General features: G+C 71.1%; 23 protein-coding genes. 8 read left to right on the top strand and 15 right to left on the bottom strand.

The features are described from left to right. Positions 1 to 293 precede the first annotated feature (293 nt). A complete protein-coding gene (serB, locus tag IE134_RS22895; RefSeq protein WP_030713582.1) occupies positions 294 to 1568 on the top strand; it encodes a phosphoserine phosphatase SerB in 1275 nt (424 codons plus the stop codon). 101 nt (positions 1569 to 1669) lie between these two features. Here serB and IE134_RS22890 read toward each other — a convergent pair whose 3' ends face one another. The 4 genes from IE134_RS22890 to IE134_RS22880 all read right to left on the bottom strand — a co-directional run bounded on the left by IE134_RS22890 (position 1670) and on the right by IE134_RS22880 (position 4068). Further along, positions 1670 to 2188: a SixA phosphatase family protein gene (locus IE134_RS22890; RefSeq protein ID WP_010061430.1), complete on the bottom strand. Its 519-nt coding sequence runs from the start codon at positions 2186 to 2188 to the stop codon at positions 1670 to 1672. A gap of 92 nt (positions 2189 to 2280) precedes the next feature. Continuing rightward, on the bottom strand, positions 2281 to 2487 hold the full coding sequence (locus tag IE134_RS22885; RefSeq protein ID WP_030713581.1) for a hypothetical protein: 207 nt from the start codon (positions 2485 to 2487) through the stop codon (positions 2281 to 2283). A 148-nt stretch (positions 2488 to 2635) separates the two neighbouring features. After that, a complete protein-coding gene (locus tag IE134_RS34465) occupies positions 2636 to 2752 on the bottom strand; it encodes an SGM_5486 family transporter-associated protein (RefSeq protein WP_007446146.1) in 117 nt (38 codons plus the stop codon). Between the two features lie 17 nt (positions 2753 to 2769). Beyond that, positions 2770 to 4068, bottom strand: coding sequence for a CynX/NimT family MFS transporter (locus IE134_RS22880; protein WP_189431539.1), 1299 nt, complete (start codon positions 4066 to 4068; stop codon positions 2770 to 2772). A gap of 127 nt (positions 4069 to 4195) precedes the next feature. Between IE134_RS22880 and IE134_RS22875 the strand changes: the two genes are divergently transcribed. Beyond that, complete coding sequence (locus tag IE134_RS22875; RefSeq protein ID WP_098020039.1) at positions 4196 to 4870, top strand: FadR/GntR family transcriptional regulator; 675 nt, start codon at positions 4196 to 4198, stop codon at positions 4868 to 4870. Between the two features lie 25 nt (positions 4871 to 4895). Here IE134_RS22875 and IE134_RS22870 read toward each other — a convergent pair whose 3' ends face one another. The 5 genes from IE134_RS22870 to IE134_RS22850 all read right to left on the bottom strand — a co-directional run bounded on the left by IE134_RS22870 (position 4896) and on the right by IE134_RS22850 (position 13929). Next, positions 4896 to 5267, bottom strand: a complete 372-nt coding sequence (locus IE134_RS22870) for a hypothetical protein (RefSeq protein WP_126931228.1) — start codon at positions 5265 to 5267, stop codon at positions 4896 to 4898. A 175-nt stretch (positions 5268 to 5442) separates the two neighbouring features. Then, positions 5443 to 6210, bottom strand: a complete 768-nt coding sequence (fabI, locus tag IE134_RS22865; RefSeq protein WP_010061423.1) for an enoyl-ACP reductase FabI — start codon at positions 6208 to 6210, stop codon at positions 5443 to 5445. Positions 6211 to 6215: 5 nt separating this feature from the next. Further along, the gene (gene fabG, locus IE134_RS22860; protein WP_030713562.1) at positions 6216 to 6935 is read right to left on the bottom strand and encodes a 3-oxoacyl-[acyl-carrier-protein] reductase; all 720 of its coding nucleotides are present in this window, start codon (positions 6933 to 6935) and stop codon (positions 6216 to 6218) included. A 207-nt stretch (positions 6936 to 7142) separates the two neighbouring features. Continuing rightward, positions 7143 to 8660 carry a hypothetical protein gene (locus IE134_RS22855; RefSeq protein ID WP_098895007.1) on the bottom strand — a complete coding sequence of 506 codons (1518 nt, stop codon included), beginning with the start codon at positions 8658 to 8660 and terminating at the stop codon, positions 7143 to 7145. A 1-nt stretch (position 8661) separates the two neighbouring features. Then, on the bottom strand, positions 8662 to 13929 hold the full coding sequence (locus tag IE134_RS22850; protein WP_098895008.1) for a hypothetical protein: 5268 nt from the start codon (positions 13927 to 13929) through the stop codon (positions 8662 to 8664). A gap of 220 nt (positions 13930 to 14149) precedes the next feature. Here IE134_RS22850 and IE134_RS22845 point away from each other — a divergent pair, with 220 nt between their 5' ends. Genes IE134_RS22845 through tyrS form a run of 3 tightly spaced genes read left to right on the top strand, consistent with a single transcriptional unit; the run spans position 14150 to position 18388 of the window. Then, positions 14150 to 15673: a TldD/PmbA family protein gene (locus IE134_RS22845; RefSeq protein ID WP_030713560.1), complete on the top strand. Its 1524-nt coding sequence runs from the start codon at positions 14150 to 14152 to the stop codon at positions 15671 to 15673. Continuing rightward, the gene (locus IE134_RS22840; RefSeq protein ID WP_030713558.1) at positions 15670 to 17064 is read left to right on the top strand and encodes a metallopeptidase TldD-related protein; all 1395 of its coding nucleotides are present in this window, start codon (positions 15670 to 15672) and stop codon (positions 17062 to 17064) included. Before IE134_RS22845 ends, IE134_RS22840 begins: the two co-directional genes overlap by 4 nt. Before the next feature lie 52 nt (positions 17065 to 17116). Then, entirely contained in the window at positions 17117 to 18388 is a 1272-nt protein-coding gene (tyrS, locus tag IE134_RS22835) for a tyrosine--tRNA ligase (protein WP_030713556.1), read from the top strand. Positions 18389 to 18473: 85 nt separating this feature from the next. Here the strand turns inward: tyrS and IE134_RS22830 are convergent, their stop codons facing one another. Next, positions 18474 to 18752 carry a GlsB/YeaQ/YmgE family stress response membrane protein gene (locus IE134_RS22830; protein ID WP_006123578.1) on the bottom strand — a complete coding sequence of 93 codons (279 nt, stop codon included), beginning with the start codon at positions 18750 to 18752 and terminating at the stop codon, positions 18474 to 18476. A gap of 202 nt (positions 18753 to 18954) precedes the next feature. Here IE134_RS22830 and IE134_RS22825 point away from each other — a divergent pair, with 202 nt between their 5' ends. Both IE134_RS22825 and IE134_RS22820 read left to right on the top strand, forming a co-directional pair. Further along, the gene (locus tag IE134_RS22825; protein ID WP_098020036.1) at positions 18955 to 19332 is read left to right on the top strand and encodes a DUF3099 domain-containing protein; all 378 of its coding nucleotides are present in this window, start codon (positions 18955 to 18957) and stop codon (positions 19330 to 19332) included. Between the two features lie 256 nt (positions 19333 to 19588). Further along, positions 19589 to 19846: a hypothetical protein gene (locus IE134_RS22820; protein ID WP_030713552.1), complete on the top strand. Its 258-nt coding sequence runs from the start codon at positions 19589 to 19591 to the stop codon at positions 19844 to 19846. A gap of 27 nt (positions 19847 to 19873) precedes the next feature. On the opposite strand, the gene moaA is transcribed toward IE134_RS22820, so the two are convergent. From moaA to IE134_RS22805, 3 genes are all read right to left on the bottom strand, one after another. Continuing rightward, positions 19874 to 20863, bottom strand: coding sequence for a GTP 3',8-cyclase MoaA (gene moaA / locus IE134_RS22815; protein ID WP_030713550.1), 990 nt, complete (start codon positions 20861 to 20863; stop codon positions 19874 to 19876). A 191-nt stretch (positions 20864 to 21054) separates the two neighbouring features. Next, positions 21055 to 22698, bottom strand: a complete 1644-nt coding sequence (locus tag IE134_RS22810) for a monocarboxylic acid transporter (protein ID WP_030713548.1) — start codon at positions 22696 to 22698, stop codon at positions 21055 to 21057. After that, the gene (locus IE134_RS22805; RefSeq protein WP_030713545.1) at positions 22695 to 23060 is read right to left on the bottom strand and encodes a DUF485 domain-containing protein; all 366 of its coding nucleotides are present in this window, start codon (positions 23058 to 23060) and stop codon (positions 22695 to 22697) included. The genes IE134_RS22810 and IE134_RS22805 overlap by 4 nt, the downstream gene beginning before the upstream one ends. Before the next feature lie 347 nt (positions 23061 to 23407). Between IE134_RS22805 and IE134_RS22800 the strand changes: the two genes are divergently transcribed. Beyond that, the gene (locus IE134_RS22800; protein WP_030813902.1) at positions 23408 to 24946 is read left to right on the top strand and encodes a S8 family peptidase; all 1539 of its coding nucleotides are present in this window, start codon (positions 23408 to 23410) and stop codon (positions 24944 to 24946) included. Between the two features lie 69 nt (positions 24947 to 25015). Here the strand turns inward: IE134_RS22800 and IE134_RS22795 are convergent, their stop codons facing one another. Then, the gene (locus tag IE134_RS22795; protein WP_030713539.1) at positions 25016 to 25714 is read right to left on the bottom strand and encodes a lysoplasmalogenase; all 699 of its coding nucleotides are present in this window, start codon (positions 25712 to 25714) and stop codon (positions 25016 to 25018) included. Beyond that, positions 25711 to 26637 (bottom strand): sterol desaturase family protein, encoded by a 927-nt coding sequence (locus IE134_RS22790; protein WP_030713535.1) that lies wholly within the window; start codon positions 26635 to 26637, stop codon positions 25711 to 25713. Before IE134_RS22790 ends, IE134_RS22795 begins: the two co-directional genes overlap by 4 nt. Positions 26638 to 26845: the final 208 nt, after the last annotated feature.

The following is a 26845-nucleotide window of genomic DNA, read 5'->3' as shown; positions in this document are numbered from 1 at the left end:
GGTCCCCGATCCGAAAGTCGGGCGGGTGAAGAGCGCGAGGAGACCTGCGCGAACACCCCGATACCGGGGGGCGAAACGGGAGTGGACGCGGACAGGACCGGACGAAGGTGCGGTTACCTCCCAGAAGATGTCCAGCGACGCCATACCGGAGGATACGAGACAGCCGGTGCGGCCGGGCGCAAGACCCGTACCGGCCAGATCCGGACGCGGCGTCGGCGGCAGCGGTGCGATTCCGTCCGGCACTCGGGACGGGCGGCCGGAGGAGGTGGCGGGACCGATACGGTGGGAACACCATGAGCGCATCTCAGCCACCTCAGCCCCCCTCCTCTTCTGAGCCCTCTGAGTCTCTTGAGCCCCTCGGGCCGCCACCGGGCAGTGACGCACCCACGCTGCTGGTCAAGATCTTCGGCAAGGACCGCCCCGGCATCACGGCCGGGCTCTTCGACACCCTCGCCGCGTACGCGGTCGACGTCGTGGACATCGAGCAGGTCGTCACCCGTGGCCGCATCGTGCTGTGCGCCCTGGTCACCGCGCCCACGGCGGGCGGGACCACCGAGGGCGATCTGCGGGCGACCGTGCACAGCTGGGCCGACTCCCTGAAGCTGCAGGCCGAGATCATCTCCGGCATCGGCGACAACCGGCCCCGCGGTGACGGCCGTTCCCATGTGACGGTGCTGGGGCACCCGCTCACCGCCGAGTCGACCGCCGCCATAGCGGCCACCATCACCTCGACCGGCGGGAACATCGACCGTATCTTCCGGCTGGCGAAGTACCCGGTCACCGCAGTCGAGTTCGCGGTGTCGGGGACCGGGACGGCCGAGCTGCGGACCGCGCTGGCGACCGAGGCCGCCGAGATCGGCGTGGACGTCGCGGTGGTCTCGGCCGGGCTGAGCCGGCGGGCCCAGCGGCTGGTGGTCATGGACGTCGACTCCACGCTGATCCAGGACGAGGTGATCGAGCTCTTCGCGGCGCACGCGGGCTGCGAGGACAAGGTCGCCGAGGTGACCGAGCAGGCGATGCGCGGCGAGCTGGACTTCGAGCAGTCGCTGCACGCCCGGGTCGCGCTGCTGGCCGGTCTGGACGCCTCGGTGGTGGACAAGGTCCGCACCGAGGTACGGCTCACCCCCGGCGCCCGCACCCTCATCCGTACGCTGAAGCGGCTCGGCTACCAGGTCGGCGTCGTCTCCGGCGGCTTCACCCAGGTCACGGACGATCTGAAGGAGCGGCTCGGCCTCGACTTCGCCTCGGCCAACACCCTGGAGGTGGTGGACGGCAAGCTCACCGGCCGGGTCGTCGGCGAGGTGGTGGACCGGGCGGGCAAGGCCCGGCTGCTGCGCAGCTTCGCCGAGCAGGCGGGCGTACCGCTGGCCCAGACGGTGGCGATCGGGGACGGGGCGAACGATCTCGACATGCTGAACACCGCCGGGCTCGGCGTCGCGTTCAACGCCAAGCCGCTGGTCCGCGAGGCGGCGCACACCGCGGTGAACGTGCCGTTCCTGGACACCGTGCTCTATCTGCTCGGCATCACCCGGGAAGAGGTCGAGGCGGCGGACGGACTCGTCGACTGAACCCGTCCGAGCGCAGGCACAGGGCCCCGGCACCGATGTGGTGCCGGGGCCCTGTGCCTGCGCTCGGACGTTCCGCGCGTGCTCAGGGGCTCTGTGCGTGATCAGTCGTTCGGGGTCCAGTACTCCGTGAGCCGGCCCGCTCCGTGCTCCACGCTCTTCCAGGAGCCGGGGAACTCCACCACGGCGTAGGCGGCTGTGGGGAAACCGTCCCGGGTCATCCGGGCCAGGGTGTCGCCCTCGGCCGAGCCGGAGAGGGCGTCGGCGGCCCCGTGCATCCCGGGGTTGTGACCGATGACCAGGAGGTTGCGCACCTCGTCGGGGGTCTCGTTGAACAGGGCGATCAGTTCGCCGAGGGAGGCCTCGTACAGCCTCTCCTCGTAGACCGTCCGGGGGCGCTGGGAGAATTCATGGACCGCCAGCTTCCAGGTCTCCCGTGTCCTGGCCGCGCTGGAGCAGAGGGCCAGATCGAAGTCGATGCCGGAATCGGCGAGCCTGCGGCCGGCCACGGGCGCGTCCTTTCGGCCGCGCTCGGCCAGCGGGCGCTCATGATCGGAAGCCTGTGACCATTCCGCCTTGGCATGCCGGAGAAGGACGATCCTGCGAGGTGTCTCGACGCTCATACATCTCAGCTTCGCATGAAACGCGCCCTCCGGCGCAGGGTGTTGACGGGCTCGTCCGGACAGTTCACGCGCTGGTCCGGGGCGGCTTCGGCTCAGCGGAACAGCAGCTGGTACGTGCGCTCGATCAGCTGTCCGAGCGCGGGATCGGCGGTGGCGGCCTGGGCCTGTCCGGGGCTGAGGATCATCAGCAGCAGCGCGGCGAACGCGACGGCGGGCAGGGCGACGGCCCACCAGGGCAGCCGGATCTCGACACCGTCGGCGGCCGGTCGGTGGGACCTGGTGTGCGTCGGTGCCGGCATGTCCGCCTCCGTCGAGTCATCGGTTCGTCACCGAAGAACTTACGGAACGGGGACGGTGGGTCCCATCCGGTGACCCACCCACTTCACCCTGACCCTGGCCCCCTAGGGGAAGGTGGGGCTAGCCCCACCCCTCGGGGGGTCACGGGCGTCAGGGTGAGGCGATCGTGGCGATCACACCGATGACGACGGTGATGAGGAGCATCGCCCCGAACACGAGGAGAAGCTTCTTCTGTCCGTTCTGGGGATTCGGATCGAGCACTGGCATGAGGTCAGTGTCGCATCTCAGCTCTCGTCCTCGATCGTCCGGTCCCGGCCGGCCAGGATTCCGGCCACCATCTGGGGAATCATGAGGCCCGCCATGAGGGCGATCGGCAGCCCCCAGCCGCCGCTGTGCTGGTAGAGGACGCCGACGAGCAGCGGGCCGGGGATCGAGAGCAGGTAGCCGGTGGACTGGGCGAAGGCGGAGAGCCGGACCACGCCCGCGCCGGACCGGGCCCGCATGCCGATCATGGTGAGGGCGAGCGGGAAGGCGCAGTTCGCGACCCCGAGGAGCAGGGCCCAGGCCCAGGCCCCGGCGGCGGGCGCGAGGTAGAGGCCGCTGTAGCCGATCAGGCCGCACAGGCCGAGGACGACGACGATGGGACCCTGGTTCTTGAGCCGGGAGGCGACCCGGGGGATGACGAAGGCCAGCGGGACGCCCATCGCCATGGTGACCGCGAGCAGGAGTCCGGCCGTGCCGGCGGAGACCCCGGCGTCGCGGAAGATCTGCGGCATCCAGCCCATGGTGATGTACGCGGCGGTGGCCTGGAGCCCGAAGAAGCAGGCGAGGGCCCAGGCGGTGCGGCTGCGGGCGATCTTCAGGGTCGGCGCCTCGGTGGCGTTCGCGGCGAGCGGCGCCGGCTGGCCGGGGGCCGGGGTGCGGTCGCGTACGAGGACGATCCAGGGCAGCACGGCGACGGCGGCGAGCACGGCCCAGACGACCAGGCCCGTCTGCCAGTTGCCGCCCAGCGCCCCGGTGACGGGGACGGTGAGGGCGGCGGCCAGGGCGGTGCCGAGGGCCAGGGCCATGGAGTAGAGGCCGGTCATGGTGCCGACGCGGTCGGGGAACCAGCGCTTGACGATGACCGGCATCAGGATGTTGCTGACGGCGATGCCCATCAGGGCCAGGGCGCTGGCGGCCAGGAATCCGGCGGTGGAGCCGATGTACGGGCGGACGACCAGGCCCACCGCGATGGCGGCCATGCCCGCGCAGACGACGGCGCCCGCGCCGAAGCGGCGGGCGAGGCGCGGCGCCATGACGCCGAAGACGGCGAAGCAGAGCGGCGGTACGGAGGTGAGGACTCCGGCCACGCTGCCGCTCATGTGCAGCCCTTCGCGGACCTCTTCGAGGAGGGCGCCGAGGCTGGTGATGGCGGGGCGGAGGTTGAGCGCGGCCAGGACGAGTCCCACGGCGATGAGGCGCAGCAGCCACGGTGAGGGCCCCTCGGCGGCTCCGGGGAGCGGCTGGGCCCGGGTGGCGTGGGGCGTGCGCGCGGTGGCCTCGCGGTTCAGGGTCGGGGTCTGCGTCTCGTCGTCCGGCATGGAGCCATCATAGAATCATGGGATGATTGATTGTCCAATCCGGCCATAGCCCGGGTTCCCCCGCATGCGTTGAGAGAATGCGGGAGAGAATCCGGCCCGGACCTCAAGCTCACGAGCAAGGAGCACCATGGCGCTGACGTCTCCTCGGCGTTCGGCACTCTCCGACCAGGTGATCGCCCAGTTGCGGAACCAGATCACCTCGGGCGAGTGGCCGGTCGGCTCGCGGATTCCGACCGAGCCCGAGCTGGTCGAGCAGCTGGGCGTGGCCCGTAACACCGTCCGCGAGGCCGTGCGGGCGCTCGCGCACAACGGGCTGCTGGACATCCGGCAGGGCTCCGGCACGTATGTGATCGCCACGAGCGAGCTGGCCGGGGTGATGCACCGCAGGTTCGCGGCGGCGGACCCCCGGCATGTCGCGGAGCTGCGCTCGACGCTGGAGTCGTCGGCGGCCCGGCTGGCGGCGGCCCGGCGCACCGAGCGGGATCTGCGGCAGCTGGACGCGTTGATGGCGCGCCGGGAGGATGCCTGGGCGTCGGGCGACGCGGAGGCGTTCGTGGCGGCGGACGCGACCCTGCACCTGGCGGTGGTCGCCGCGTCGCACAACGACGTCCTGACCGGGCTCTACGCCGACCTCGGGGATCTGCTGCGCGACTATCTGCGCGGTGACGTGGGTCCCGAGCTGCGGCCGGAGAACCACATGGACCACGGCCGGCTGGTCGAGGCGATCCGGGCCGGGGACGCGGAGACGGCGGCGGCCGAGGCGGCGAGCCACGCGCTGAACTGTCTGACGGACCGGGTGTAGCACCGGGCGCGGCCCGGAGGCTCGCTCACAGCGGGGCGGGGCGGTGGCTGACCCAGGCGGTGGCAACCTCTTTCCAGCAGCGGTCCTCCAGCCGTACGGTCCGGCCGGGCTCCACCGCGACCGCCGCGCCGTCCGCGTCGACGTCCCACCAGCGGTCGCACTCGGTGTGCAGCCGGACGAGGTCGGTGGAGGGGTAGGGGTTGTGGCAGTACGCGACGACCCGGGAGCCCTCGACGGACGTACGGCACTCGGAGCCGGCCGGTTCGGGCTTCGGGGGCGCCACTTCCGTACCGGAGTCGGCTCCCCTGGCGGCGTGCACTCCCAGGGGTACGGCGAGAGCCGCGGCGGCCACCGAGGCGGCCAGGAGGAGACGGGTTCGTCGGCGCGTGGGGCGCACAGCAGTCTCCCTCCCGCAGCCTGACCAGAAGTCCGGTTCCTCCACATTCTGCGGTGGATCGGCGGACTTTTCGACCCGAGCGACCACGCACGGCGACGGCCCCCGGTCGTGCCACCGTCTCCGTGTGCGGGAGGGGTGACGCGGCCGGGGGCCGTTCAGCTGGGGCAGTGCGCGGTCAGGCGCCCATCATGTGCACGCCGCTGTCGACGTGGATGATCTCGCCCGTGGTGCGCGGGAAGAAGTCGGAGAGCAGGGCGACGATGCCGCGGCCGGCCGGCTCCGGGTCGGACATGTCCCAGGCCAGCGGAGCGCGGTGGTTCCAGACGTCGGCCAGCTCCGAGAAGCCCGGGATGGACTTGGCGGCCATGGAGCCGATCGGCCCGGCGGAGATCAGGTTGCAGCGCAGCCCGTCCTTGCCCAGGTCACGGGCGAGGTAGCGGGAGGTGGCCTCCAGCGCGGCCTTGGCCGGGCCCATCCAGTCGTACTGCGGCCAGGCGTACTGGGCGTCGAAGGTGAGGCCGACGATCGAGCCGCCCTCGCTCATCAGCGGCTTGCAGGCCATGGCCAGCGACTTCAGCGAGAACGCCGAGACGTGCATCGCGGTGGCGACGGACTCGAACGGGGTGTTGAGGAAGTTGCCGCCGAGCGCGTCCTGCGGCGCGAAGCCGATGGAGTGGACGACACCGTCGAGAGAGCCGAGCTCCTCGCGGACCAGGCCCGCCAGCCGGTCCAGGTGCTCCTGGTTGGTCACGTCCAGCTCGATGACCTTGGCCGGCTTCGGCAGCTTCTTGGCGATGCGCTCGGTCAGGGTGGGACGCGGGAAGGCCGTCAGGATGACCTCGGCACCCTGCTCCTGGGCCACCTTCGCGGCGTGGAACGCGATGGACGACTCCATCAGCACCCCGGTGATGAGGATGCGCTTGCCGTCGAGAATTCCGCTCATGGTGATCAGTGACCCATGCCCAATCCGCCGTCAACGGGAATGACGGCTCCAGTGATGTACGACGCGTCGTCGGAGGCGAGGAAGCGCACGGCGGCGGCGATCTCCTCGGGCCGCGCGTAGCGGCCGAGCGGCACCTGGGCCACGATGCCCTTGCGCTGCTCCTCGGTGAGCGCCTGGGTCATGTCGGTGTCGACAAAACCGGGGGCGACGACGTTGAAGGTGATGTTCCGCGAACCGAGTTCACGGGCCAGCGACCGGGCGAAGCCGACCAGCCCGGCCTTGGAGGCGGCGTAGTTGGCCTGACCGGCCGAGCCGAGGAGGCCGACGACGGAGGAGATCAGGACGACCCGGCCCTTCTTGGCGCGCAGCATGCCGCGGTTGGCGCGCTTGACGACCCGGAAGGTGCCGGTGAGGTTGGTGTCGAGGACGGAGGTGAAGTCCTCCTCCGACATCCGCATCAGCAACTGGTCCTTGGTGATGCCCGCGTTGGCGACGAGCACCTCCACGGGACCGTGCTTGTCCTCGATCTCCTTGTAGGCCTGCTCCACCTGCTCGGTGTCGGTGATGTCGCAGCGGACCGCGAGGACACCGGCTTCGGTGAGGGCCTGAGGGGGCTCGCCGGAGCGGTAGGTGATCGCGACCTGGTCGCCGTTGTCGGCGAAGGCGCGGGCGATGGCGAGGCCGATGCCCCGGTTTCCTCCGGTGACGAGAACCGAGCGGCTCAACGGATCACCCTTTCCTTGGCGGTCTGGTGCGTGTTCCCGGGCGGTCGGGTACGTCGAAAACCTATCGGTACCGTGCTCCGATCGGGGAATCGGGCCCTGACAGTGGCTTGTCCGGGGGGCTGTGGGGTTCCTACAGTCCGCGTCACCACGTGTGTTCCACGTACCCGGCGGGCCCGGGGCATACCGGAACGCCCGGATCCGCCCGTATCAGGGTGTCCGCAGGTCCGACCGGGACAGCTCGTCGCCGAACTCCCTCACGGTGGCGTCGTGCAGCACGGACCGGTGGGACAGGATGTTGCGCACCTTGACCAGGAGCCTAAGCAACTGCGCCTCGTGTCCGGGCAGCGCCACCGCGCCCTGCCGGTGGGCGTGCAGCAGCTCCCCCACCTGGATTTCGAGGAACGCGCGCTCGGGCCGGGTGCGCAGGTGAAGGGCGGGGCGCTCGATGTAGTCCTCAACGACGCTCTCGACGGGACGGTTCAGATGGTGCAGGGAGCGCGCGGCCAGCCGCTGCCGGGCCTCCTCGATCCACGGCAGCACCACCCGCTGCTGGGCCTGAGCGATCAGGGCGGCCAGCCGCGCCCGGGCGTCCCCCGTCAGTTCGGCGGCCGGGCCGACGGGGTACCAGGTGCCCGGGTGCGTGCGCAGCCGCCCCTCCCACGCCGCAATGGCACCGCCCGACCACGCCTCACGCACGTCGACTCCCGGGCGGTGCCGGGCACCCATCCGCGTGGGCGCCTCCGGGGAGCCGCCGGTCACCGGCGTACCGGCGGCGAGGCATCGCCGGAGTGCGGCGTCGAGCGTGCGCTGCCTGCCGTCCCAGTCGAGGGCTAGCCGCCGTGCCAGCTCCAGATCCGGACCGCAGACCTCGATGACCGTCTCCGCCGTGAGCTGGCGTAGTACGCGGTCTCCCAGCGAGTCCCCGTCCCGCCCCGCGGTCCGGGCGGCGGTCAGGCACGACGCGACGGCGGTCGAGACGTCCAGCCGCCCCAGCGCGCCCCACCACCAGTGCACGGTCGTGGCCGCCGAGTCGAGGTGCAGCGCGTCCGGCAGCCCCGTCGGCAGGTCGCGCAGCCGGGCGGCGACCAGCAGCCTCGGCCGCTCCCCCGGTGGCAGGCCGGCCGCCTTGACCGCCGCGGACAGCGAGCGGTACAGCCGCTCGACGGCCGCTCCGCGCACCGGCCCGCCGTCCGGTTCCGCCCAGGCGCGTATCCCGATCACGGGTGGCGGCCCGTCGCTGCCCGGCGCCACGAGCCACGCGATGACGTCGTCGACCTGGACCGAGAGTTCCTTGGCGACCCGCAGCGTCAGATCGTCCTGCGATACAGCCGCACGGGTGCTCTCCGCCCTGGGCGCGGGGATCACCGGGACGTACCCGTCCGTTTCCCAGCCGAGATCGAATCCATCGTCGTACTGGTCGAGGTAGGGGAGCTGATCGGCGTCGGCCCCGTACCCGGCGACCCGCGCCGGACGGCTCTCGGTCTGCCGTGCGGACAGTAGGAGTTCGGCGTCGGCCGCCAAGGTCGAGGGCACGTCGATGTACGGCCGCGCGCCGGACAGGGCCCGCAGATACAGTTCCTCGGCCTGCCCGTTGGCCACCAGCCGGTCGGGCAGCAGCCAGATGCTGTTCAGGCCCGCGCGCAGGTCCTCCGTCAGCCCGCGCAGTTGTGCGCGGGCGCCCGGAAGATCAGCCAGGACCGGCAGCCCGGCCGGTGCCTCCGACATCTCACCTCTCCCCGGCGGCGGCCCTCGCGCGCACCGCGCGGTAGGTCACCGGTTCCACGGCGAAGCCCTGGTCGGTGGTGTCAAGGAGGCCGAGCCGCTCCAGCCGGGTCAGCCACTCGTCGGTCTCCGGTTCGGTCAGCTCGACCGCGGCCTGGATATCGTCGAGCGGCGCGCCCTGCCCTTCCTCGACGTAGTTGGTCCAGGCGGTGAGCAGGTCCAGGTCTCCGGTGTCCAGACCGGCCTGGCGCAGGTGTAGATCCGCGTTGGTCGGCCGGTCGATGACGGCCCGGATGCGCTCGACGGCCTGCACGAGAGTGGAGCCGTGTACCGAAACGTCCGTCACCGCCGCCTCCATCCAGTGCGGCCATCCTCCGGTTGCCGCGACCAGTCGGCTCCGGTCCTCGCGGGAGACGAACGGGCACTCGGACCACGCGCGCAGCGCGTCGGCCGTCCAGCGTTCCGGCCGCAGATGCCGGACCGAGAGCTCCTCCCCGGGGGCCGCCTCCATTTCGGCGACCGCAGCCGCGTCGGCCACCACGACGGCGGAACGGTTCGCGGTGCTGCTAGTGCGGCCCGCGACCTGCCTGACCAGGTCGTCGGAGGCCGGACCGGCGTGGTTGAGCAACACTTGTACCGCTGTGCGCAGCTCTCCCGCGCTGCTTCCGCGGAGATCGGCGATGAGGAGGTGCGCCTTGCGCCGGCGCTGCTTGACCAGCGCCGGCAGGTCTCCACCGCGCTCGTGCTTGAGCACCTCCACGCCCCGGTTCTCGGCGAAGGCGACCACCGCCTGCCGCACCAGCTCTGGTCGGAAGAGCTCGGTCGTGCCGATGACGCTCACGCCCGGCTGGGCGGTGTCGTGCAACTGCTCCTCGGTAAGCGGACTGTAGCGCTGAACGCTGTGCCGGTCCCGGCCCAGGATCCGTCGCGCGGCCCTCGGGTTGTAGTCGTAGGGCAGACCGAATTCGGTCTCCTTCAGCTCGAGTTCGAGCTCCTCACGGGTGCCGAGCATGTTCACGACGTTGGGGCTGCGGACCGCGAACCGGGACCGGTCACCGAGCTGGATGAGCAGGCCGAGGCCGACCATCTCGGTCAGGAAAATCTGGGCCTGCTTGGCGCTCAGCATCTCGAAGCCCTGCGGCCACGCTTCCCGCGCCTCCTGCAGCAGGGCGCTCGCGGTGTAGTCGCCCCGATAGCCGTCCTTGAGGCTGCGCAACGCGATGACGAGGGCGAGGACCCGGTAGCGGTCCTCCAGGTTGATCGTGAAACGGAGCCGCTCGGCGATCTGCCGTCGCACGGTCTCCGAAGCGGCGACCTTCTGCACGTCGTCCTCGCTGATACGCACCGGCCCGTCGGAGAACGCGTAGGGGCGGGAGTGCAGGGTGCGCACCAGCTCGCGGCAGAAGATCTGCACCAGGTTGGCCTGGTAGTTGGTGATGGCGAGGATCCGCCACACCAGCTCGGCCCGCTCGAAGGAGTGGCCGAGGGCGGCCATCGGCTCGGTGACCAGACGGATGGCGGCCTGCTGGCCCAGCGGGCCGACCAGCACGTCGGGACCGCCGTGCACGGTGGAGACGTTGGAGAGGTGGCCGAACCGCTGCACCTGGTGCAGACCGGCGAAAACGATCTTGAAGCGGCGTTCTGTCTGCTCCATGAGCCGCTGGAACAGCATGACGTTCGGGAAGGTCGACTCGCTGCCGACCCGGAAGGCGCGACGGGAGTCGGTGTTAAGGAAGGCGTCCGCCTCGTCCGCGAGGACCAGCACGCGGCGGGTGTCGTCCTCGTCGAGCCAGGCCCGGAGGTTCTTCACCACGACTTCGGGGCTGGCCTGTTCGGACATCTTGTTGTTGAAGACCCCCTTGCGCTTGAGGTCCTCCACCAGCCTGCTCCAGATGCGCTCCGGCGCCTCGGCGTGGCCGATCTCGGCCTTGAGCAGGTCCAGGTAGACCGCGACGTGCGTGTCGGAGCGGCTGGGGAATATCTCCGCGACCCGGCGCAGCAGGGCGGACTTGCCGAGCTGCCGGCCTCCGTAGAGGAACATCCCGCCCTCGCGCCCCATGACTTCGCGCATCTCGTCGTCGCGCCCGTAGAAGACCTCGGGCGGCACGAGTCCGGCGACGAAGGGGGTGTAAGGGTTGTACGCCGCCCAGGGCAGGGTCACGCGCTGGAGCGACCGGAAGGCCCCGGGGGCGCGCGCGGCCATCCAGCCCATGACGGCGGAGTCGACGACGAGGGCCTGCTGCGCGAAGGAGCGGGCCGACTCCGCGAGGCTGCGCCGCCCCTCGGAGCCGAGAGGGTGCAGATAGAGGACGATGTTGGCACCCACGTCGGCGTCCTCCAGGTGAGCGAGCGGCCCGTCGGCGGGCTGCTCCTCCCAGACGAGCAGGACCGTGTACGACGTGGCGCGTGAACCTAGGGCCGCGACGTAGCCGACCCGTTCGGCGACGTTCGCCCGCACCTTGAAGCGGCGCATTCCCTGGCCGAGGGCGGCACGGTCGGTGTGGAGCTGGCTCCCTGAGAGTTCGAGGCCCAGCAGTCTCAGCACCCGGGGCAGGTGCTGCTGCCACTCGCTGCTGCGACCCTGCTTGGTGCACAGGGACCGCCAAGAGTCGAGGCCCGCGCGGGCCGCCTGGGTGAGAGAGGCGCTGGGGTCGCTGTACCGGTCGGCCCACCAGTGCGCTTCGACGCCCTCTCCTCCGGCGCGGGGCGCGTCGGGGGCGACGACGCCGGCGAGGAAGCCCGCCAGCTCATCACCTTCGTCCGCGATGCGTTCGGGCAGGGGCTGGTGGCTCGACGCGAGCGCGAGGAACTCCTGGGCAGTGACCGTGTCCCCCTCGTCGATGAGGCGCGCGATGCGCTCGTGGTCGACCGGGTCCATCGGATGGTCCGGGTCCCGGCGGAGCTGGGCCAGGTCCTGGCGGAGGGCGCGGGTGGCCTCGTGGACCAGGGAGGACAGTTCCGCCTCCAGGGCGTGCAGCGAGTCGAGGGCGAAGCGGTAGCGCCCCGACTCCTCCCCGTCCGCGAACTCCTGCAGTTGGCCGGCGAACTCGCGTTCCCGGTCGGGTGCGAGCTGGTTGAGCGTCCGCATCTGGGCCAGCAGTCCGGCGGCGGCGCGGTGGCGTGAGCCGACCTCCCGGCGCCAGTCCTCGTGCCCCTGAGCCAGGCGCTGCTGTGCGGCGTCGGCCCACTCCGGACCGGCGCCGAAGGCAGCTGGCTCGCGTTCGGCGGCCGTGATGAGCGCGCGGGCGAGGTGAAGATCGCCGTTCTCCAGATAACGGTCGAGTGCCGACTCCGCGTCCCCGGGGGCCAGGAGGGCCGCCATCCGCAGGGCCGTCCGCGGGTCGCCGAGCCGAGGTTCGCCGTCAGGCCCTCGGGGCAGGTCCGGCAGGCCCAGCAGGCAGTCGGCGGGCGGGACCGGGCCGCCGTTCTCCCGGATGCGCTCGGCGCTCTCCGTCAGCGGCACGGGTTCACCGGCGAGCCACCTGCGCAGCAGCCCGAGCGCGGCACCGCCCACACCGGTCGGCTCGGGGTGATCCGCCAGGTCGCGGACCACCGAGACCAGTTCGGGAATGCCCCGCTCGTTGGCCCCGGGCTGGGGACGGGTCGCGACGGCCGCGGCTTCGGCCCGCATCATGACCTCTCCGACGGAGCGGCACGCGGTGTGGAGCTGTCGCAGTGCACCTGCGGTTATCGGTTCCTTCGCCTGCTTGGAGGTACGGAACAGCGCGTCGGTGTCCTGGATGAGGCGGTCGATGTCCTCGGGGCGCCACAGTTCCTCGCCGAGGACGCGGAATCCGCCCGCCTCGGCACCCTGGTTACCCTCGGCCCATTCGATGACCCGGTTCAGCGCCTGACGGAGCCGCCCGGACGGGCCGACCAGGTGCTGGAGGACCTGGGAGGCGCGCTGGTACTTCATCTTGCGGCGCGGGAGGTCGTCGAGCAGCCTGCGGGCGGTGCAGCCGATCTCGTCGCGGGCGTTGGCCTCCAGTCCGCCTTCGTCGGTCTGCAGCATGCCCGGCTCGAAGACCCTCCCGTCGCGGACGGCGGAGACCATGACGTTGAGCAGGTGCTGCCAGGGGCCGGAGAGACCGGCCGGTGAGACGAACCCGCTGATGAGGACGTGCGGCCAGCGGGTGGTGACGCCGGTCCGTAGCGCGGCGGCCAGCGCGACGAGGTGCGCTTCGCGGTCCTCCGTCGCCAGGGCGGGCTCGAACTCGTGGGCGATCTGTACGGGAGTGGCCTCGGCGTCGGACACACAGCCGAAGGCGGCGGTGGCGAAGGCGAGGGCCCTGGCGCGTACAGGGCTCTCGTCGGAGGCGACGGTCATCCAGTACGCCTCGGCGACCCGGCCCTCCGCGAGCAGGCGCACCACGGGCGAGACCGTTCCCGTGTCCCAGGGCGCCCGCGGGTCCCAGTCGGGGCGGTCCACACCTTCGGGCCACGACTCTTCACTCGGCGGGGCGGGCTGCCGCGACTGGAGCCCCGCCGGGCTCTCGGCGACCATTTCGGCGGCGGAATCGGCCGCGACCGGCTCGGCCTCGGCGGAAGGTGCGACCGGCTCGGCCTCCGGCGCCTGTTCGGGCGCCTCGCGGAGCACGGGCTCCGGCTGCTCTGGTACGGGGTCCGGACGCCGCCGCGGGGCCGGAAGCTCCTCGGCTGAGGCAGCAGCGTAAGTGACGGGCCTGGCAGGCTGCGCCTGTTCGGGTGGAACGGGAGCCGCCTCAGACGGTCCGGCCTCCCCTTTTCCGGTCCCTCCGCCCTCGTCGATGCCAGCCTCTCCGGCGGCCTCCGCCCCCGCTCCCGCACCGGTGCCCGACGGCCTCGCGGCTGTGCCGGAGGCCTCCGGGAGAACAGTGCCGACCACATCGCCGTACTGCTCCAACTGCTTCTGGATGCGCAGGAGATGGCGCCGCAGGTCGTCGGCCTCCTCCCCGTCGTCGGCCATCTCCAGGAGCTGGGTGTACGTGGCCGCCTTGCACCGGAGCGCCTCGGCCTGCTCCTGCCGAGCGCTGTGCACGCGGGCGAGTGCGGACTCGGCCACCTCGTACCCGGCGTCCGCGGGCCACGGACAGCCCTCCGCGCCCAGAGTCTCGGCGGCCCTGGCCCGGTCGTCCGTCCACCGGATCAGCTCGTCGGCGGCGCCGGCCACCGGCATGGTCCCGGCCTCGACTGCGACAGCCGACGCGCGCAGGGCAGCAGCCAGCCGCTGCCCCGAACTGCGCAACTCCGCCAACACGTCCTGCGCGGCCACGGCGGGCGCGGTTCTCTCCATCGGGACGACGACCTCATTCTCCGGCCCGGAACTCCGGGGAACTTGGGGGAAGAACCGGGATCAACCCCACCGGCCACCCGTGTATAGGCGGATCTTCTCACCGCAGCGCCTTCGGGGTCCATGAAGTTGGCGGATCTCATGACGAAAGGTCAGGCTCCACCCCGGTGCGGTCACCCTCCGCGTGGTTCACTGCCGTGGTGTATCGAGAAGGGAACTCCCTGTGCCCCACGAGGTAGATCAGTCATTCCTGGCACTGCCGTCGCGCGCGCTGGCCGACGCGGCGCTCGCCCGAGCGCGGGCCCTCGGCGCGACGCACGCCGACTTCCGGCTGGAGCGGGTGCGCAGCGCCACCTGGCGGCTGCGGGACGCGCGGCCCGCCGGGGCGTCGGACAGCACGGACCTCGGGTACGCGGTCCGCGTGGTGCACGGCGGGGCCTGGGGGTTCGCGTCGGGGGTCGATCTGACGATGGACGCGGCCGCGAAGGTGGCCTCGCAGGCCGTCGCGATGGCCAAGCTGTCGGCGAAGGTGATCGCGGCGGCCGGCTCGGACGAGCTGGTGGAGCTGGCGGACGAGCCGTCGCACGGTGAGCGGACCTGGGTCTCGGCGTACGACGTCGACCCCTTCTCCGTACCGGACGAGGAGAAGGCGGCGCTGCTCGCCGAGTGGAGCGGGCGGCTGCTGGGCGCGGAGGGCGTCGCGCATGTGGACGCGTCCCTGATGACCGTGCACGAGAACAAGTTCTACGCGGACACGGCGGGCACCGTCACCACGCAGCAACGGGTGCGGATCCACCCGCAGTTCACCGCCGTCGCGGTGGACGGCACGACCGGCGAGTTCGACTCGATGCGCACCATCGCGCCGCCGGTGGGCCGGGGCTGGGAGTATCTGACCGGCACCGGCTGGGACTGGGACGCCGAGCTGGAACAGATCCCCGGGCTGCTGGCGGAGAAGATGCGGGCGCCGGGCGTCGAGGCGGGGGCGTACGACCTCGTCGTCGACCCGTCCAACCTGTGGCTGACGATCCACGAGTCGATCGGCCACGCCACCGAGCTGGACCGTGCGCTGGGGTACGAGGCGGCGTACGCCGGGACCTCGTTCGCCACCTTCGACCAGCTCGGCAAGCTGGCGTACGGCTCCCCCGTGATGAACGTGACGGGCGACCGCACCGCCGAGCACGGCCTCGCGACCATCGGGTACGACGACGAGGGCGTCGAGGCGCAGTCGTGGGACCTGGTGAAGGACGGCACGCTCGTCGGCTACCAGCTGGACCGCCGCATCGCGAAGCTGACGGGCCTCGGCCGTTCCAACGGCTGCGCGTTCGCGGACTCGCCGGGCCATGTCCCCGTCCAGCGCATGGCGAACGTGTCGTTGCAGCCGGATCCGGGCGGGCTCTCCACGGAGGACCTGATCGGCGGGGTCGAGCGCGGGATCTACGTGGTCGGTGACCGGTCCTGGTCCATCGACATGCAGCGCTACAACTTCCAGTTCACCGGGCAGCGGTTCTTCCGCATCGAGAACGGCAGGCTCGCCGGACAGCTGCGCGATGTGGCGTACCAGGCGACGACCACCGACTTCTGGGGCTCGATGGAGAAGGTCGGCGGCCCCCAGACGTATGTGCTCGGCGGCGCGTTCAACTGCGGCAAGGCCCAGCCGGGCCAGGTCGCGGCGGTCTCGCACGGCTGCCCCTCCGCCCTCTTCCGGGGCGTCAACATCCTCAACACGACGCAGGAGGCCGGGCGATGAGCCGCGTCAGCAAGCCGTACGAGATCGTCGAGCGGGCTCTGGAGCTGTCCACCACGGACGGTCTGGTGGTCATCGCCGACGAGCAGTCCTCCGCCAATCTGCGCTGGGCGGGCAACGCGCTCACCACGAACGGGGTGACCCGGGGGCGGACCCTGACCGTCATCGCGACCGTGGACGGGGCCGAGGGAACCGCCTCCGGTGTCGTCTCCCGGTCCGCCGTGACCACCGACGACCTGGAGCCGCTGGTCCGCGCCGCCGAGGCCGCCGCCCGGGGCGCGGGTCCGGCGGAGGACGCGCAGCCGCTGGTGAGCGGGGTGCCCGCATCGCCCGACTTCACGGACGCGCCCGCCGAGACCGGCTCGGAGGTCTTCGCGGACTTCGCCCCGGCGCTCGGCGACGCCTTCGCCCGGGCCCGCTCGGGCGGCCGTGAGCTGTACGGCTTCGCCAACCACGAGCTGACCTCCACCTACGTGGGGACGTCGACGGGGCTGCGGCTGCGCCACGACCAGCCGAACGGGACGCTGGAGCTGAACGCGAAGTCGCCGGACCGGACGCGTTCGGCGTGGGCGGGCCGGGCGACCCGGGACTTCAAGGACGTCGACCCGGCGGCGATGGACGCGGAGCTGGCACAGCGGCTGCGCTGGGCGGAGCGGCGCATCGAGCTGCCCGCCGGCCGGTACGAGACGCTGCTGCCGCCGACCGCGGTGGCGGACCTGCTGATCTACCAGCTCTGGTCGTCGACCGCGCGGGACGCGGTGGAGGGCCGGACGGTGTTCTCGACGCCGGGCGGCGGGACCCGGCTCGGCGAGCAGCTCGCGCCGCTCCCCCTCACCCTGCGCAGCGACCCGCACGCCCCGGGTCTGGAGTCGGCGCCGTTCGTGATCGCCCACTCCTCCGGCGACAGCGGTTCCGTCTTCGACAACGGGCTGCCGCTGGCCCCGACGGACTGGGTCCGGAACGGGAAGCTGGAGCGGCTGACGACGACCCGGCACTCGGCGGGCCTGACCGGCCTCCCGGTCGCCCCGGGCATCGACAACCTGCTCCTGGAGGGCGGCGGCGAGAAGTCGCTGGAGGAGATGGTCGCCGCGACGACCGGGCGGGCGCTGCTGCTGACCTGCCTCTGGTACATCCGCGAGGTGGACCCGGCGACGCTGCTGCTGACCGGGCTGACCCGGGACGGCGTCTATCTGGTCGAGGACGGCGAGGTGATCGGCGAGGTGAACAACTTCCGGTTCAACGAGTCGCCGGTGGACCTGCTGTCGCGGGCCTCGGAGGCCGGGCGTACGGAGAAGACGCTGCCGCGTGAGTGGGGCGACTGGTTCACCCGTGCGGCGATGCCCGCGCTGCGCATCCCGGACTTCAACATGAGCTCGGTCAGCCCGGGCGTATGACCCGCCTAGACTGACACGTACATCTCTACCAGGCATAAGGAGCACCGGAACCGTGACGGACATCGTCGACGAGCTGAAGTGGCGCGGGCTGTTCGCCCAGTCCACTGACGAGGACGCATTGCGCAAGGCTCTCGCGGACGGTCCCGTCACCTTCTATTGCGGCTTCGACCCGACCGCGGCCAGCCTGCACGTCGGGCACCTGGTGCAGGTGCTCACCATGCGGCGGCTCCAGCAGGCCGGGCTGAAGCCGCTGGCGCTGGTCGGCGGGGCCACGGGGCAGATCGGTGACCCGCGGCCCACCGCCGAGCGCACGCTGAACGACCCGGAGACCATCGCCGCGTGGGTGCAGCGGCTGCGGGGCCAGATCGAGCCCTTCCTCACCTTCGAGGGCCCGAACGCGGCGACGATGGTCAACAACCTGGACTGGACCGCGGGCATGTCCGCGATCGAGTTCCTGCGGGACATCGGCAAGCACTTCCGGGTCAACAAGATGCTCACCAAGGACTCCGTCGCCCGGCGGCTGGAGTCGCAGGAGGGCATCAGCTACACCGAGTTCAGCTACCAGTTGCTCCAGGGCATGGACTTCCTGGAGCTGTACCGCCGGCACGGCTGCACCCTTCAGCAGGGCGGCAGCGACCAGTGGGGCAACCTCACCGCGGGCATCGACCTGATCCACCGGCTGGAGCCGGGGGCGGTCGTGCACGCGCTGGCGACGCCGCTGATGACGAAGGCCGACGGGACGAAGTTCGGCAAGTCCGAGAGCGGCGCCGTCTGGCTCGACCCGGAGATGACCACGCCGTACGCGTTCTACCAGTTCTGGCTGAACGTGGACGACCGGGACGTCTCCCGCTACCTGCGCATCCTCAGCTTCAAGAGCCGTGAGGAGTTGGAGGAGCTGGAGAAGCTGACCGAGGAGCGGCCGCAGGCCCGCAACGCGCAGCGTGCGCTGGCCGAGGAGCTGACCACGCTGGTGCACGGCGGCGAGCAGTGCGCGGCGGTCATCGCGGCGTCGAAGGCGCTCTTCGGCCAGGGCGACCTGGCCGAGCTGGACGAGGCGACGCTCGGCGCCGCTCTCTCCGAGGTGCCGCACGCCACGGTCGCCGAGCTGGGTCCGCTGGTGGACCTGCTGGTGGAGGTCGGTCTCGCGCCGAGCAAGTCGGGGGCCCGCCGTACGGTCAAGGAGGGCGGCGCCTACGTGAACAACGTGAAGGTCGTCGACGGCGAGGTCGCGCCGGACGCCGGTGAGCTGCTGCACGGGCGCTGGCTGGTGCTGCGCCGCGGCAAGAAGAACCTGGCGGCCGTGGAGGTCAGCCCGGCGGGCTGACCTGCTCAGTACGACGCCGCGGCCGGACACGCTTTCCTCGCGTGTCCGGCCGCGGCGTTCGATGGAGCGGTGGAGCGGTGACCGGTCAGGTTCTCTGACTGCGGCCGCCCCGGATCTTCTGCCAGGCCATGTCGCCGACGGCGACGACCGCCACGGCGCCCGCCAGCTGGAGCACATGGCGGATCCAGTCGATGCCCTTGGTGTCCTCCACACCGATCCAGCCCGCCACGGCGTTGCCGAGGATGCTGCCGAGGATGCCGAACACGGCCGTCAGCCAGAGCGGGATGTCCTGCTTACCCGGCAGGATCGCTCTGGCGATGACACCGAGCACCAATCCCACGATGATTGCCCACAACCAGCTCATTTCGCCTCCTCGTACGGCGCGGAGTGCGCGTCCGCCCAGTCTCGGCCCGCCGTCCGGGCGCCCGCATGCCCGGTTGGGCCGTCCGGGGGACCCCGGGTCCCACCTGTCGGGCCGGGCCCGGTCGCCCGCCCGGCGGATGACGGGCGTACCGTGGATGCGGCCCGGTCCGTGAGCGTCCGGCGACGACATCTGGTGGTGGAGCATGCTGCGGAAGAACGCGGATTCGGAGGTCATCCGGATCACGGGCGCCCGTCAGGGGCTGACGGAAGACGTCCGCGGCCGGCAGCGGCGCTATGTGATCTCGATGTCGGTGCGCACGGTGTCCGTGGTGCTCGCCGCGGTGCTGTGGAACGTGGAGCGGCATGTGGCGATCGTGGCGCTCGTGCTCGGCGTCCTGCTGCCGTACGTGGCGGTGGTCATCGCCAACGCGGGCCGGGAGAACGTGACTTCGCTGCCGACGACGTTCGTGCCGATGCCGATGCGCCCGGCTCTGGAGGCCGCTCCCGTGACCGGTTCGGCGGAGCCGGGGGACGCTCAGGGGGCGTCCGGCCGGGTTCCGCCGTCGCATGAGCCCGGCTGACCCCGCAGGTCGCGCGAAGCTCAGGAAAAGCTCAGATCAATCATGACGTTCCGGTGCACCGCACCCCGGTCCCCGTGACATACTTCGAAAGCGCTCCGCATCCCCCGTCGGAGCGATGGACCGACGCCGGGCAGCTCCCCCCGTGGCTGCCCGGCGTCGCCTTTTCTCCGGCAGGGGATGCGTCCGCAGGGGATGCCTCAGAAGGCTTGCGATCCACCTGACTTGGCTCGCGAGCACCTGTCCTAGGCTGGGACCCGTGATTTTCCCCGAGACGTCCGCCGAGAGCCCCTCCGGTGCCCCGCTCTGTTCCGCCAAGGGCTGCCGGGCCGCCGCCGTGTGGGTGCTCGCCTGGAACAACCCGAAGCTGCACACGCCCGAGCGGCGCAAGACCTGGCTGGCCTGCGACGAGCACCGGGAGCACCTGTCCTCGTTCCTCGGTGTACGGGGTTTCCTCAAGGATGTCGTGGCGCTGAAGGACTGGGACCCCGGACCCGAGGGCTCGCGGGACGCCTGAGCGTCGGCCCCCCGGAACGCCCCGGCGTCAGCCGCCGATCGCCGACATCGGGCGGTCGGGCTGCAGGAAGGACGGGTCGTCCAGTCCGGAGCCCGCCTTCTTGCCCCACATCGCCGTCCGCCAGAGCTGGGCGATCTCCTCGTCCGGCGCGTCCCCGCGCAGCGCCCCGCGCAGGTCCGTCTCCTCACGGGCGAAGAGGCAGGTGCGGACCTGGCCGTCGGCGGTGAGCCGCGTACGGTCGCAGGCGCGGCAGAACGGGCGGGTGACGGAGGCGATCACCCCGACGCGGTGCGGGCCGCCGTCGACGGTCCAGCGCTCGGCGGGGGCGGAGCCGCGGGACGCGTCGCTCTCGGGCGTCAGGGTGAAGCGGGTGCGCAGCGAGGTGAGGATGTCCCCGGCGGTGATCATGCCGTCGCGCTTCCAGCCGTGCTGGGCGTCGAGCGGCATCTGCTCGATGAAGCGGAGCTCGTAGTCGTGGGCCACGGCCCAGGCGAGCAACTCGGGGGCCTCGTCGTCGTTGAGTCCCGGCATCAGGACGGAGTTGACCTTCACCGGGGTGAGCCCGGCCTCGTGGGCGGCCTCCAGGCCGTCCAGCACGTCCCTGTGGCGGTCACGGCGGGTGAGGGTCTTGAAGACGTCGGGCCGCAGGGTGTCCAGCGAGACGTTGACCCGGTCGAGACCGGCGGCCTTGAGGGCGGTGGCGGTCCGCTTGAGTCCGATGCCGTTGGTCGTGAGGGACATGCGGGGGCGCGGGGTGAGCGCGGCGCACTGCTCGACGATGGAGACGAGGCCGGGGCGCAGCAGAGGCTCGCCGCCGGTGAAGCGGACCTCGGTGATGCCGAGCCGGGTGACGGCGATCCGGATCAGGCGGACGATCTCGTCGTCGGAGAGCAGCTCGCTCTTGCCGAGCCACTGAAGGCCCTCTTCCGGCATGCAGTAGGTGCAGCGGAGATTGCACTTGTCGGTGAGTGACACGCGCAGGTCGGTGGCGACCCGGTCGTAGGTGTCGATGAGCACGGTGGGTCCCTCCCCCGGTGGTGCGATCGCTCTTCTTCGCTTCTGGTACTTCCGAGCCTACGTGAGACATGTGACAACGGCGTGGCCCGTTTGCCACGAGGTGCGGCCGGGCCGCGTCGTAGGACTCTACGACGCGGCCCGGCCGCAGGGGGTGGGCGATGGGCCGAACGGGCCCGCCCGCTCCGGTGTGCTCAGTGGGCTCCGACGCCGGTGAGGGACTTGACCTCCAGCTCGGCGTACTTGTCCGTGTCGGCCTTCTCCTTGGAGATCAGCGAGCCGATCCAGCCGAGCAGGAAGCCCAGCGGGATCGAGATCAGGCCGGGGTTCTCCAGCGGGAACCAGGCGAAGTCGACGTCCGGGAACATCGAGGTCGGCTTGGAGGAGACGACCGGCGAGAACAGCACCAGCAGGACGGAGGAGGCGAGACCTCCGTAGATGGACCAGAGGGCCCCCTGCGTGGTGAAGCGCTTCCAGAAGAGGCTGTAGAGGATCGTCGGCAGGTTGGCGGAGGCCGCGACCGCGAAGGCCAGGGCGACGAGTCCGGCGACGTTCAGGTCGCGGGCGAGTGCACCGAGCGCGATGGAGACGATGCCGATCGCGACGGTGGCCCAGCGCGCCGCGCGGACCTCCTCCTTCTCGGTGGCCTGCCCCTTGCGGATGACGTTGGCGTAGATGTCGTGCGCGAAGGACGAGGAGGAGGCGAGGGTCAGTCCGGCGACGACGGCCAGGATGGTGGCGAAGGCGACCGCGGAGATGACCGCGAGGAGGATGGCTCCGCCCGTGGACCCGGAGCCGCCGCCGATCTCCAGTGCGGCGAGTGGCGCCGCGGTGTTGCCGGCCTTGTTGGAGGCGATGATGTCGTCCTGCTTGAGGATCGCGGCGGCGCCGAAGCCGAGCACGATCGTCATCAGGTAGAAGGCGCCGATGATGCCGATCGCCCAGTTCACGGACTTACGGGCGGCCTTCGCGGTCGGCACGGTGTAGAAGCGGATCAGGATGTGCGGCAGGCCGGCGGTGCCGAGGACCAGGGCGATGCCGAGCGAGATGAAGTCCAGCTTCGAGACCCCGGTGGCGCCGTACTTCAGGCCGGGCTCCAGGAAGGCCGCGCCCTTGCCGCTGTTGCTGGCGGCGGTGCCGAGCAGGTCGGAGATGTTGAAGTTGAACTTCAGCAGGATCAGGAAGGTGATGAGCAGGGTGCCCGCGATGAGCAGGACGGCCTTGACCATCTGCACCCAGGTGGTGCCCTTCATGCCGCCGATGGTGACGTAGAGGATCATGAGGATGCCGACCAGGGCGACGATGACGATCTTCCCGAAGTCGCTGGTGATGCCGAGCAGCAGCGAGACGAGGACGCCGGCTCCGGCCATCTGGGCCAGCAGGTAGAAGATCGAGACGACGATCGTGGACGTACCGGCGGCGGTACGGACGGGGCGCTGGCGCATCCGGTAGGCGAGGACGTCGCCCATCGTGTAGCGGCCGGAGTTGCGCAGCGGTTCGGCGACCAGGAGCAGGGCGACGAGCCAGGCGACGAGGAAGCCGATGGAGTACAGGAAGCCGTCGTACCCGAAGAGGGCGATGGCTCCGGCGATGCCGAGGAAGGACGCGGCGGACATGTAGTCGCCGGAGACCGCGAGTCCGTTCTGGAATCCGGTGAACTGGCGGCCGCCCGCGTAGAAGTCGGAGGCGCTCTTGGTCTGGCGGCCCGCCCACACGGTGATGAAGAGGGTGGCGACGACGAACGCGGCGAACAGCGTGATGATCAGCGGCCGGTGCTCGCTCGCCCCCTCGGTGGCGGCGAGCTGGACGGTGGGATAGAGGGCGTGGGCGGCGCTCATACGTCGGCCTCCATACGGGACTTGATGGCCTCGGCCTTGGGGTCGAGCTTGCTCGCGGCGTGCCGGGAGTAGAGCCAGGCGATGAGGAAGGTGGTGGCGAACTGGGCGAGTCCGAGGACGAGCGCCATGTTGATGTTGCCGACGACCTTGGTGGCCATGAATCCGCCCGCGTAGTTGCAGAGCAGGACGTAGAGCAGGTACCAGGTCACAAAGGCGATGGTCAGGGGGAAGGCGAAGGAGCGGTAGGAGCGGCGCAGGTCGGCGAACTCCGGGCTCGACTGCTCCGCGACGAACGCCTCGGTGGTGGGCTGTACGGGCCCGGTGGGCGATGTGCCCTCGGGGGGCGGTGCATCGGTAGCCACGGAATCTCCTCGCGACGCGGGTGCGGTGATCTGGGGGACGTTGGGTGCCAAAGGGAGGCCTCTTTGCCGGCGGGGGACGGTGATGTACCTCCTGGACAACGGCACGGAGGGCACGACGAAGCGGTTCACCGCGTCTTTCGCCTTCTCGTTCGCCTTCCCGGAGGGGTCGCCGTTCGGCCGGTTGGCGGGGCGTCACCCGTTCACATTCGGCCGCATCGGTCACTCTTCGAACTCACTTGCCCGTAAACGTTGATGCGCCGGGATGATCAGCGATAGCTTCACTCGTCATGTACGCGACCGAACACGCCAGGTGTCCGGTCGTTCGGCACGGATGATGTGGAGAACCCATGGCTCATCTGGCATCGAGACGGACCCGCGCACTCGCGGTGCCCGTCGGACTCGCGCTGACCGCCTCGATCGGCTTCCTGCCGACGGCGACGGCCACGGCGGCGCCCACCGGCGAGCAGGCCGCCGCGAGCGTGCGGACCGACGGGCCGAAGCTGTCCTACGTGGTCAACGTCCGGGGCGGCCACGGCACGGTGAAGGACGTCAAGAAGGCGATCGCCAAGGCCGGCGGCACCGTCGTCATCGCCTATGAGCAGATCGGCGTCATCGTCGTCCACTCGCAGAACCCGGCCTTCGGCGAAACGATCCGCCGCGCACGGGGCGTGGAGTCGGCGGGCGCCACCCGCACGAACCCGATCGTGCCGCAGGCGACGAAGGACGTCGGCTCGATAGCGGAGCCGCTCACCGCCGAGCAGGCGGCGGCCGCCGCCGCGGACGCGAAGGCCGGCGAGGACCCGCTGGAGCCGCTCCAGTGGTCGCTGCCCGCGATCAAGGCGGACAAGGCGCACCAGAAGTCGCTGGGCTCGAAGAAGGTGACGGTCGCCGTCATCGACACGGGCGTCGACGACACCCACCCGGACCTGGCCCCGAACTTCGACGAGCGCGCCTCGGCGAACTGTGTGTCGGGCGCTCCGGACACCACCGCCGGCTCCTGGCGTCCGGCGGCGGGCGAGAGCGACCACGGCACGCATGTGGCGGGCACCATCGCCGCCGCGAAGAACGGCGCCGGTGTCACCGGTGTCGCCCCGGGCGTGAAGGTGTCGGGCATCAAGGTGTCGAACCCGGACGGGTTCTTCTACACCGAGGCCGTCGTCTGCGGGTTCCTCTGGGCCGCCGAGCGCGGTGTCGAGGTGACCAACAACAGCTATTACACCGACCCGTGGCTGTTCAACTGCAAGAACGACCCCGACCAGGGCGCCCTGGTCGACGCGCTCACCCGCGCCGTGAAGTACGCGGAGCGCAAGGGCACGGTCAACGTCGCGGCGGCGGGCAACTCCCGCCACGACCTGGCCCTCGACGCGATCGAGGACACGACCAGCCCGAACGACACCGAGCCGGTCACGCGGACGATCGACCCGAGCGCCTGCCCGGACATCCCGACCATGCTGCCGGGCGTCGTGACGGTCTCCGCGACGGGTGCGAAGGGCCTGAAGTCCTCGTACTCGAACTACGGCAAGGGCATCATCGACGTGGCGGCCCCGGGCGGTGACTCGACGGTCTACCAGACCCCCGAGCCGCCCGCCGTCAACGGCCTGATCCTCTCCACGCTGCCGGGCGGCAAGTTCGGCTACAAGGCCGGTACGTCGATGGCGTCCCCGCATGTCGCGGGCGTCGTGGCGCTGATCAAGTCGAAGCACCCCTACGCTTCGCCGGCCGCGGTCAAGGCGCTGCTGACGGTGGAGGCGGACGCGAAGGCGTGCGGCGAGCCGTACGACATCAACGGTGACGGCGTCATCGACGCGGTCTGCGAGGGCGGCAAGAGCTACAACGGCTTCTACGGGGCCGGAGTGGTGGACGCGCTGGACGCGGTGCGCTGGTAACGGCACGTCGCGGCACGGCCGAGGGCCCGGGGAGACCGTTCTCCCCGGGCCCTCGGGCCTTCCCTGGGCTCACGCCCCCGGCTTGTGCTTCGTCTTGCGCTTCGTCAGCACCCCGAGGGTCAGCAGGGCCTGTGCGGCGATGTAGGTGAGCATCACCCAGAAGTCGGGGGCGGGCGCCTGCGGCCACTCCGCGATACCGGTGGCGATGAGGGCGTCCGAGAGCAGGAAGAGCGCGCCGCCGGCCGCCGCGTACGGTCCGAACACGCCCGCCCGCCAGGCCATGGCGGTGAGCAGCAGGCTGTAGCCGGTGAGCGGGATCCGCAGATCCGCCGGGAGGTCCGGCCAGATCAGCACGAGGAAGACGACGAGGAGGACGGCGTAACCGGCCCCGGTGACCAGCGGTGCGGGAGCCCGGCCTCGCCCCTCCCCCCGCCCGAACAGCGTCAGGTAGCAGACATGGCCGACGGCGAACGACCCCATGCCGACGAGGAAGGCCAGGTCGTTGTCGGCGAGCAGGAAGACGTCGCCGCCCCACCCGAACAGCAGGGCCGCGACAAGCAGCCGGGGGGCGCCGCGCAGCGCAGCGTACCCGGCGAGCAGCGGCATCAGCAGCGGCTTGGCGACCAGATGGACGGTCTCGGCCCCGGCGAGGAGCCCGGCGAGGTCGGCCGCGGCGACGAGGAGGAAGGCGAGGAGCACGGGGCGGGCGAAGCGCTCGGCCCGCCCGTCGGCCCCGGTGGAGCCGGGGCGGGCGGCGGTGGCGGTCACAGGGCGCGTTCCGGGGCGGGGGCCTGGTCCGGTACGGATACCGCTGCGGCCTGTACGGGTGCCGAACCGTGCGCAGGCGCCCCCGCCTTCGCCGCCGGCTGCCAGCCCGGCCCTCGGAAGACCCGGCCGGCCCGCTCGCTCCAGGTGTCGGCGGCCCGGACGTCCCGGGCGATGGCGGCGTACTCGTGGGTGGCGACGCGCAGCGGGTTGTAGGTGGAGATGTTCTTGGTGAGCCCGTAGACGGGCCGCTCGGCCTCCGCCGCGAAGGACCCGAACATCCGGTCCCAGATGATCAGGATGCCGCCGTAGTTGCGGTCCAGGTAGCCGCCCTGCGAGGCGTGGTGGACGCGGTGGTGGGAGGGGGTGTTGAGGACGTACTCGAAGGGGCGCGGGAGCTTGCCGACCCGCTCGGTGTGCACCCAGAACTGGTAGACGAGGTTGGCCGACTGGCAGAACGCGAGCGCCGCCGGGTGAACGCCGCAGGCGATCAGCGGCAGGTAGAAGGGCCAGACGGTCGCGGAGGTCCAGGGCTGGCGCAGCGCGGTGGTGAGGTTGAACTTCTCGCTGGAGTGGTGGACCACATGGCAGGCCCACAGGATCCGGATCACGTGGTGGCCGCGGTGGGACCAGTAGTAGAAGAAGTCCTGGGCGAGGAGCATCAGCAGGACGGTCCACCACACCACGGGCACCCGCAGCGGCGTCAGCTCGTAGACCCCCATGTAGATCGCCAGGATGGGGATCTTCCACAGCAGGTCGAAGCCCAGGCTGCCGAGCCCCATGGTGACGCTGGTGGCGGCGTCCCTGGTCTCGTACCCGGCCGCGTCCTCGTCCGGATGGAGGCGGTAGCTGACCATCTCGATCACGGTGAGCAGCACGAAGGCCGGTATTGACCACAGCACGACATCGGGCAGGTTCGGCTCCATGCGAGCACCGTAGGGCCGTCGGTCGGTGAGGGCTAGAGGTTGTTACCCACAAGTATGCGAGACCTGCTGTCAGCAGACTTTGGCACCTTCTGCCAATGGACCTCCGCCCGTCGGTCGGCCTGATAAATACGTGGCGCCCTTCAACACGCCTCCCTAAGCTCCTTCTTGCGCGGGGGCGGCTCCGCGGTGTGCTTCCTTCTCCACCTCT

This window comes from Streptomyces rubiginosohelvolus, assembly GCF_014649875.1.
GTDB lineage: Bacteria > Actinomycetota > Actinomycetes > Streptomycetales > Streptomycetaceae > Streptomyces > Streptomyces rubiginosohelvolus.
The sequence above is the reverse complement of the archived record's forward strand: the minus strand, read 5'-3'. Positions and strand labels throughout refer to the sequence as shown.

What these genes read in the sequence shown, in the direction of transcription:
- IE134_RS22855 (WP_098895007.1), bottom strand. Translation starts at nt 8,660, where the DNA reads ATGTCGGAGGCACCGGCCGGGCTGCCGGTCCTGGCTGATCTTCCGGGC.
- IE134_RS22850 (WP_098895008.1), bottom strand. Translation starts at nt 13,929, where the DNA reads ATGGAGAGAACCGCGCCCGCCGTGGCCGCGCAGGACGTGTTGGCGGAG.
- IE134_RS22875 (WP_098020039.1), top strand. Translation starts at nt 4,196, where the DNA reads ATGGCGCTGACGTCTCCTCGGCGTTCGGCACTCTCCGACCAGGTGATC.
- IE134_RS22810 (WP_030713548.1), bottom strand. Translation starts at nt 22,698, where the DNA reads ATGAGCGCCGCCCACGCCCTCTATCCCACCGTCCAGCTCGCCGCCACC.
- IE134_RS22825 (WP_098020036.1), top strand. Translation starts at nt 18,955, where the DNA reads ATGCTGCGGAAGAACGCGGATTCGGAGGTCATCCGGATCACGGGCGCC.
- IE134_RS22830 (WP_006123578.1), bottom strand. Translation starts at nt 18,752, where the DNA reads ATGAGCTGGTTGTGGGCAATCATCGTGGGATTGGTGCTCGGTGTCATC.
- IE134_RS22800 (WP_030813902.1), top strand. Translation starts at nt 23,408, where the DNA reads ATGGCTCATCTGGCATCGAGACGGACCCGCGCACTCGCGGTGCCCGTC.
- serB (WP_030713582.1), top strand. Translation starts at nt 294, where the DNA reads ATGAGCGCATCTCAGCCACCTCAGCCCCCCTCCTCTTCTGAGCCCTCT.
- IE134_RS34465 (WP_007446146.1), bottom strand. Translation starts at nt 2,752, where the DNA reads ATGCCAGTGCTCGATCCGAATCCCCAGAACGGACAGAAGAAGCTTCTC.
- IE134_RS22840 (WP_030713558.1), top strand. Translation starts at nt 15,670, where the DNA reads ATGAGCCGCGTCAGCAAGCCGTACGAGATCGTCGAGCGGGCTCTGGAG.
- IE134_RS22880 (WP_189431539.1), bottom strand. Translation starts at nt 4,068, where the DNA reads ATGCCGGACGACGAGACGCAGACCCCGACCCTGAACCGCGAGGCCACC.
- IE134_RS22890 (WP_010061430.1), bottom strand. Translation starts at nt 2,188, where the DNA reads ATGAGCGTCGAGACACCTCGCAGGATCGTCCTTCTCCGGCATGCCAAG.
- IE134_RS22790 (WP_030713535.1), bottom strand. Translation starts at nt 26,637, where the DNA reads ATGGAGCCGAACCTGCCCGATGTCGTGCTGTGGTCAATACCGGCCTTC.
- IE134_RS22885 (WP_030713581.1), bottom strand. Translation starts at nt 2,487, where the DNA reads ATGCCGGCACCGACGCACACCAGGTCCCACCGACCGGCCGCCGACGGT.
- fabI (WP_010061423.1), bottom strand. Translation starts at nt 6,210, where the DNA reads ATGAGCGGAATTCTCGACGGCAAGCGCATCCTCATCACCGGGGTGCTG.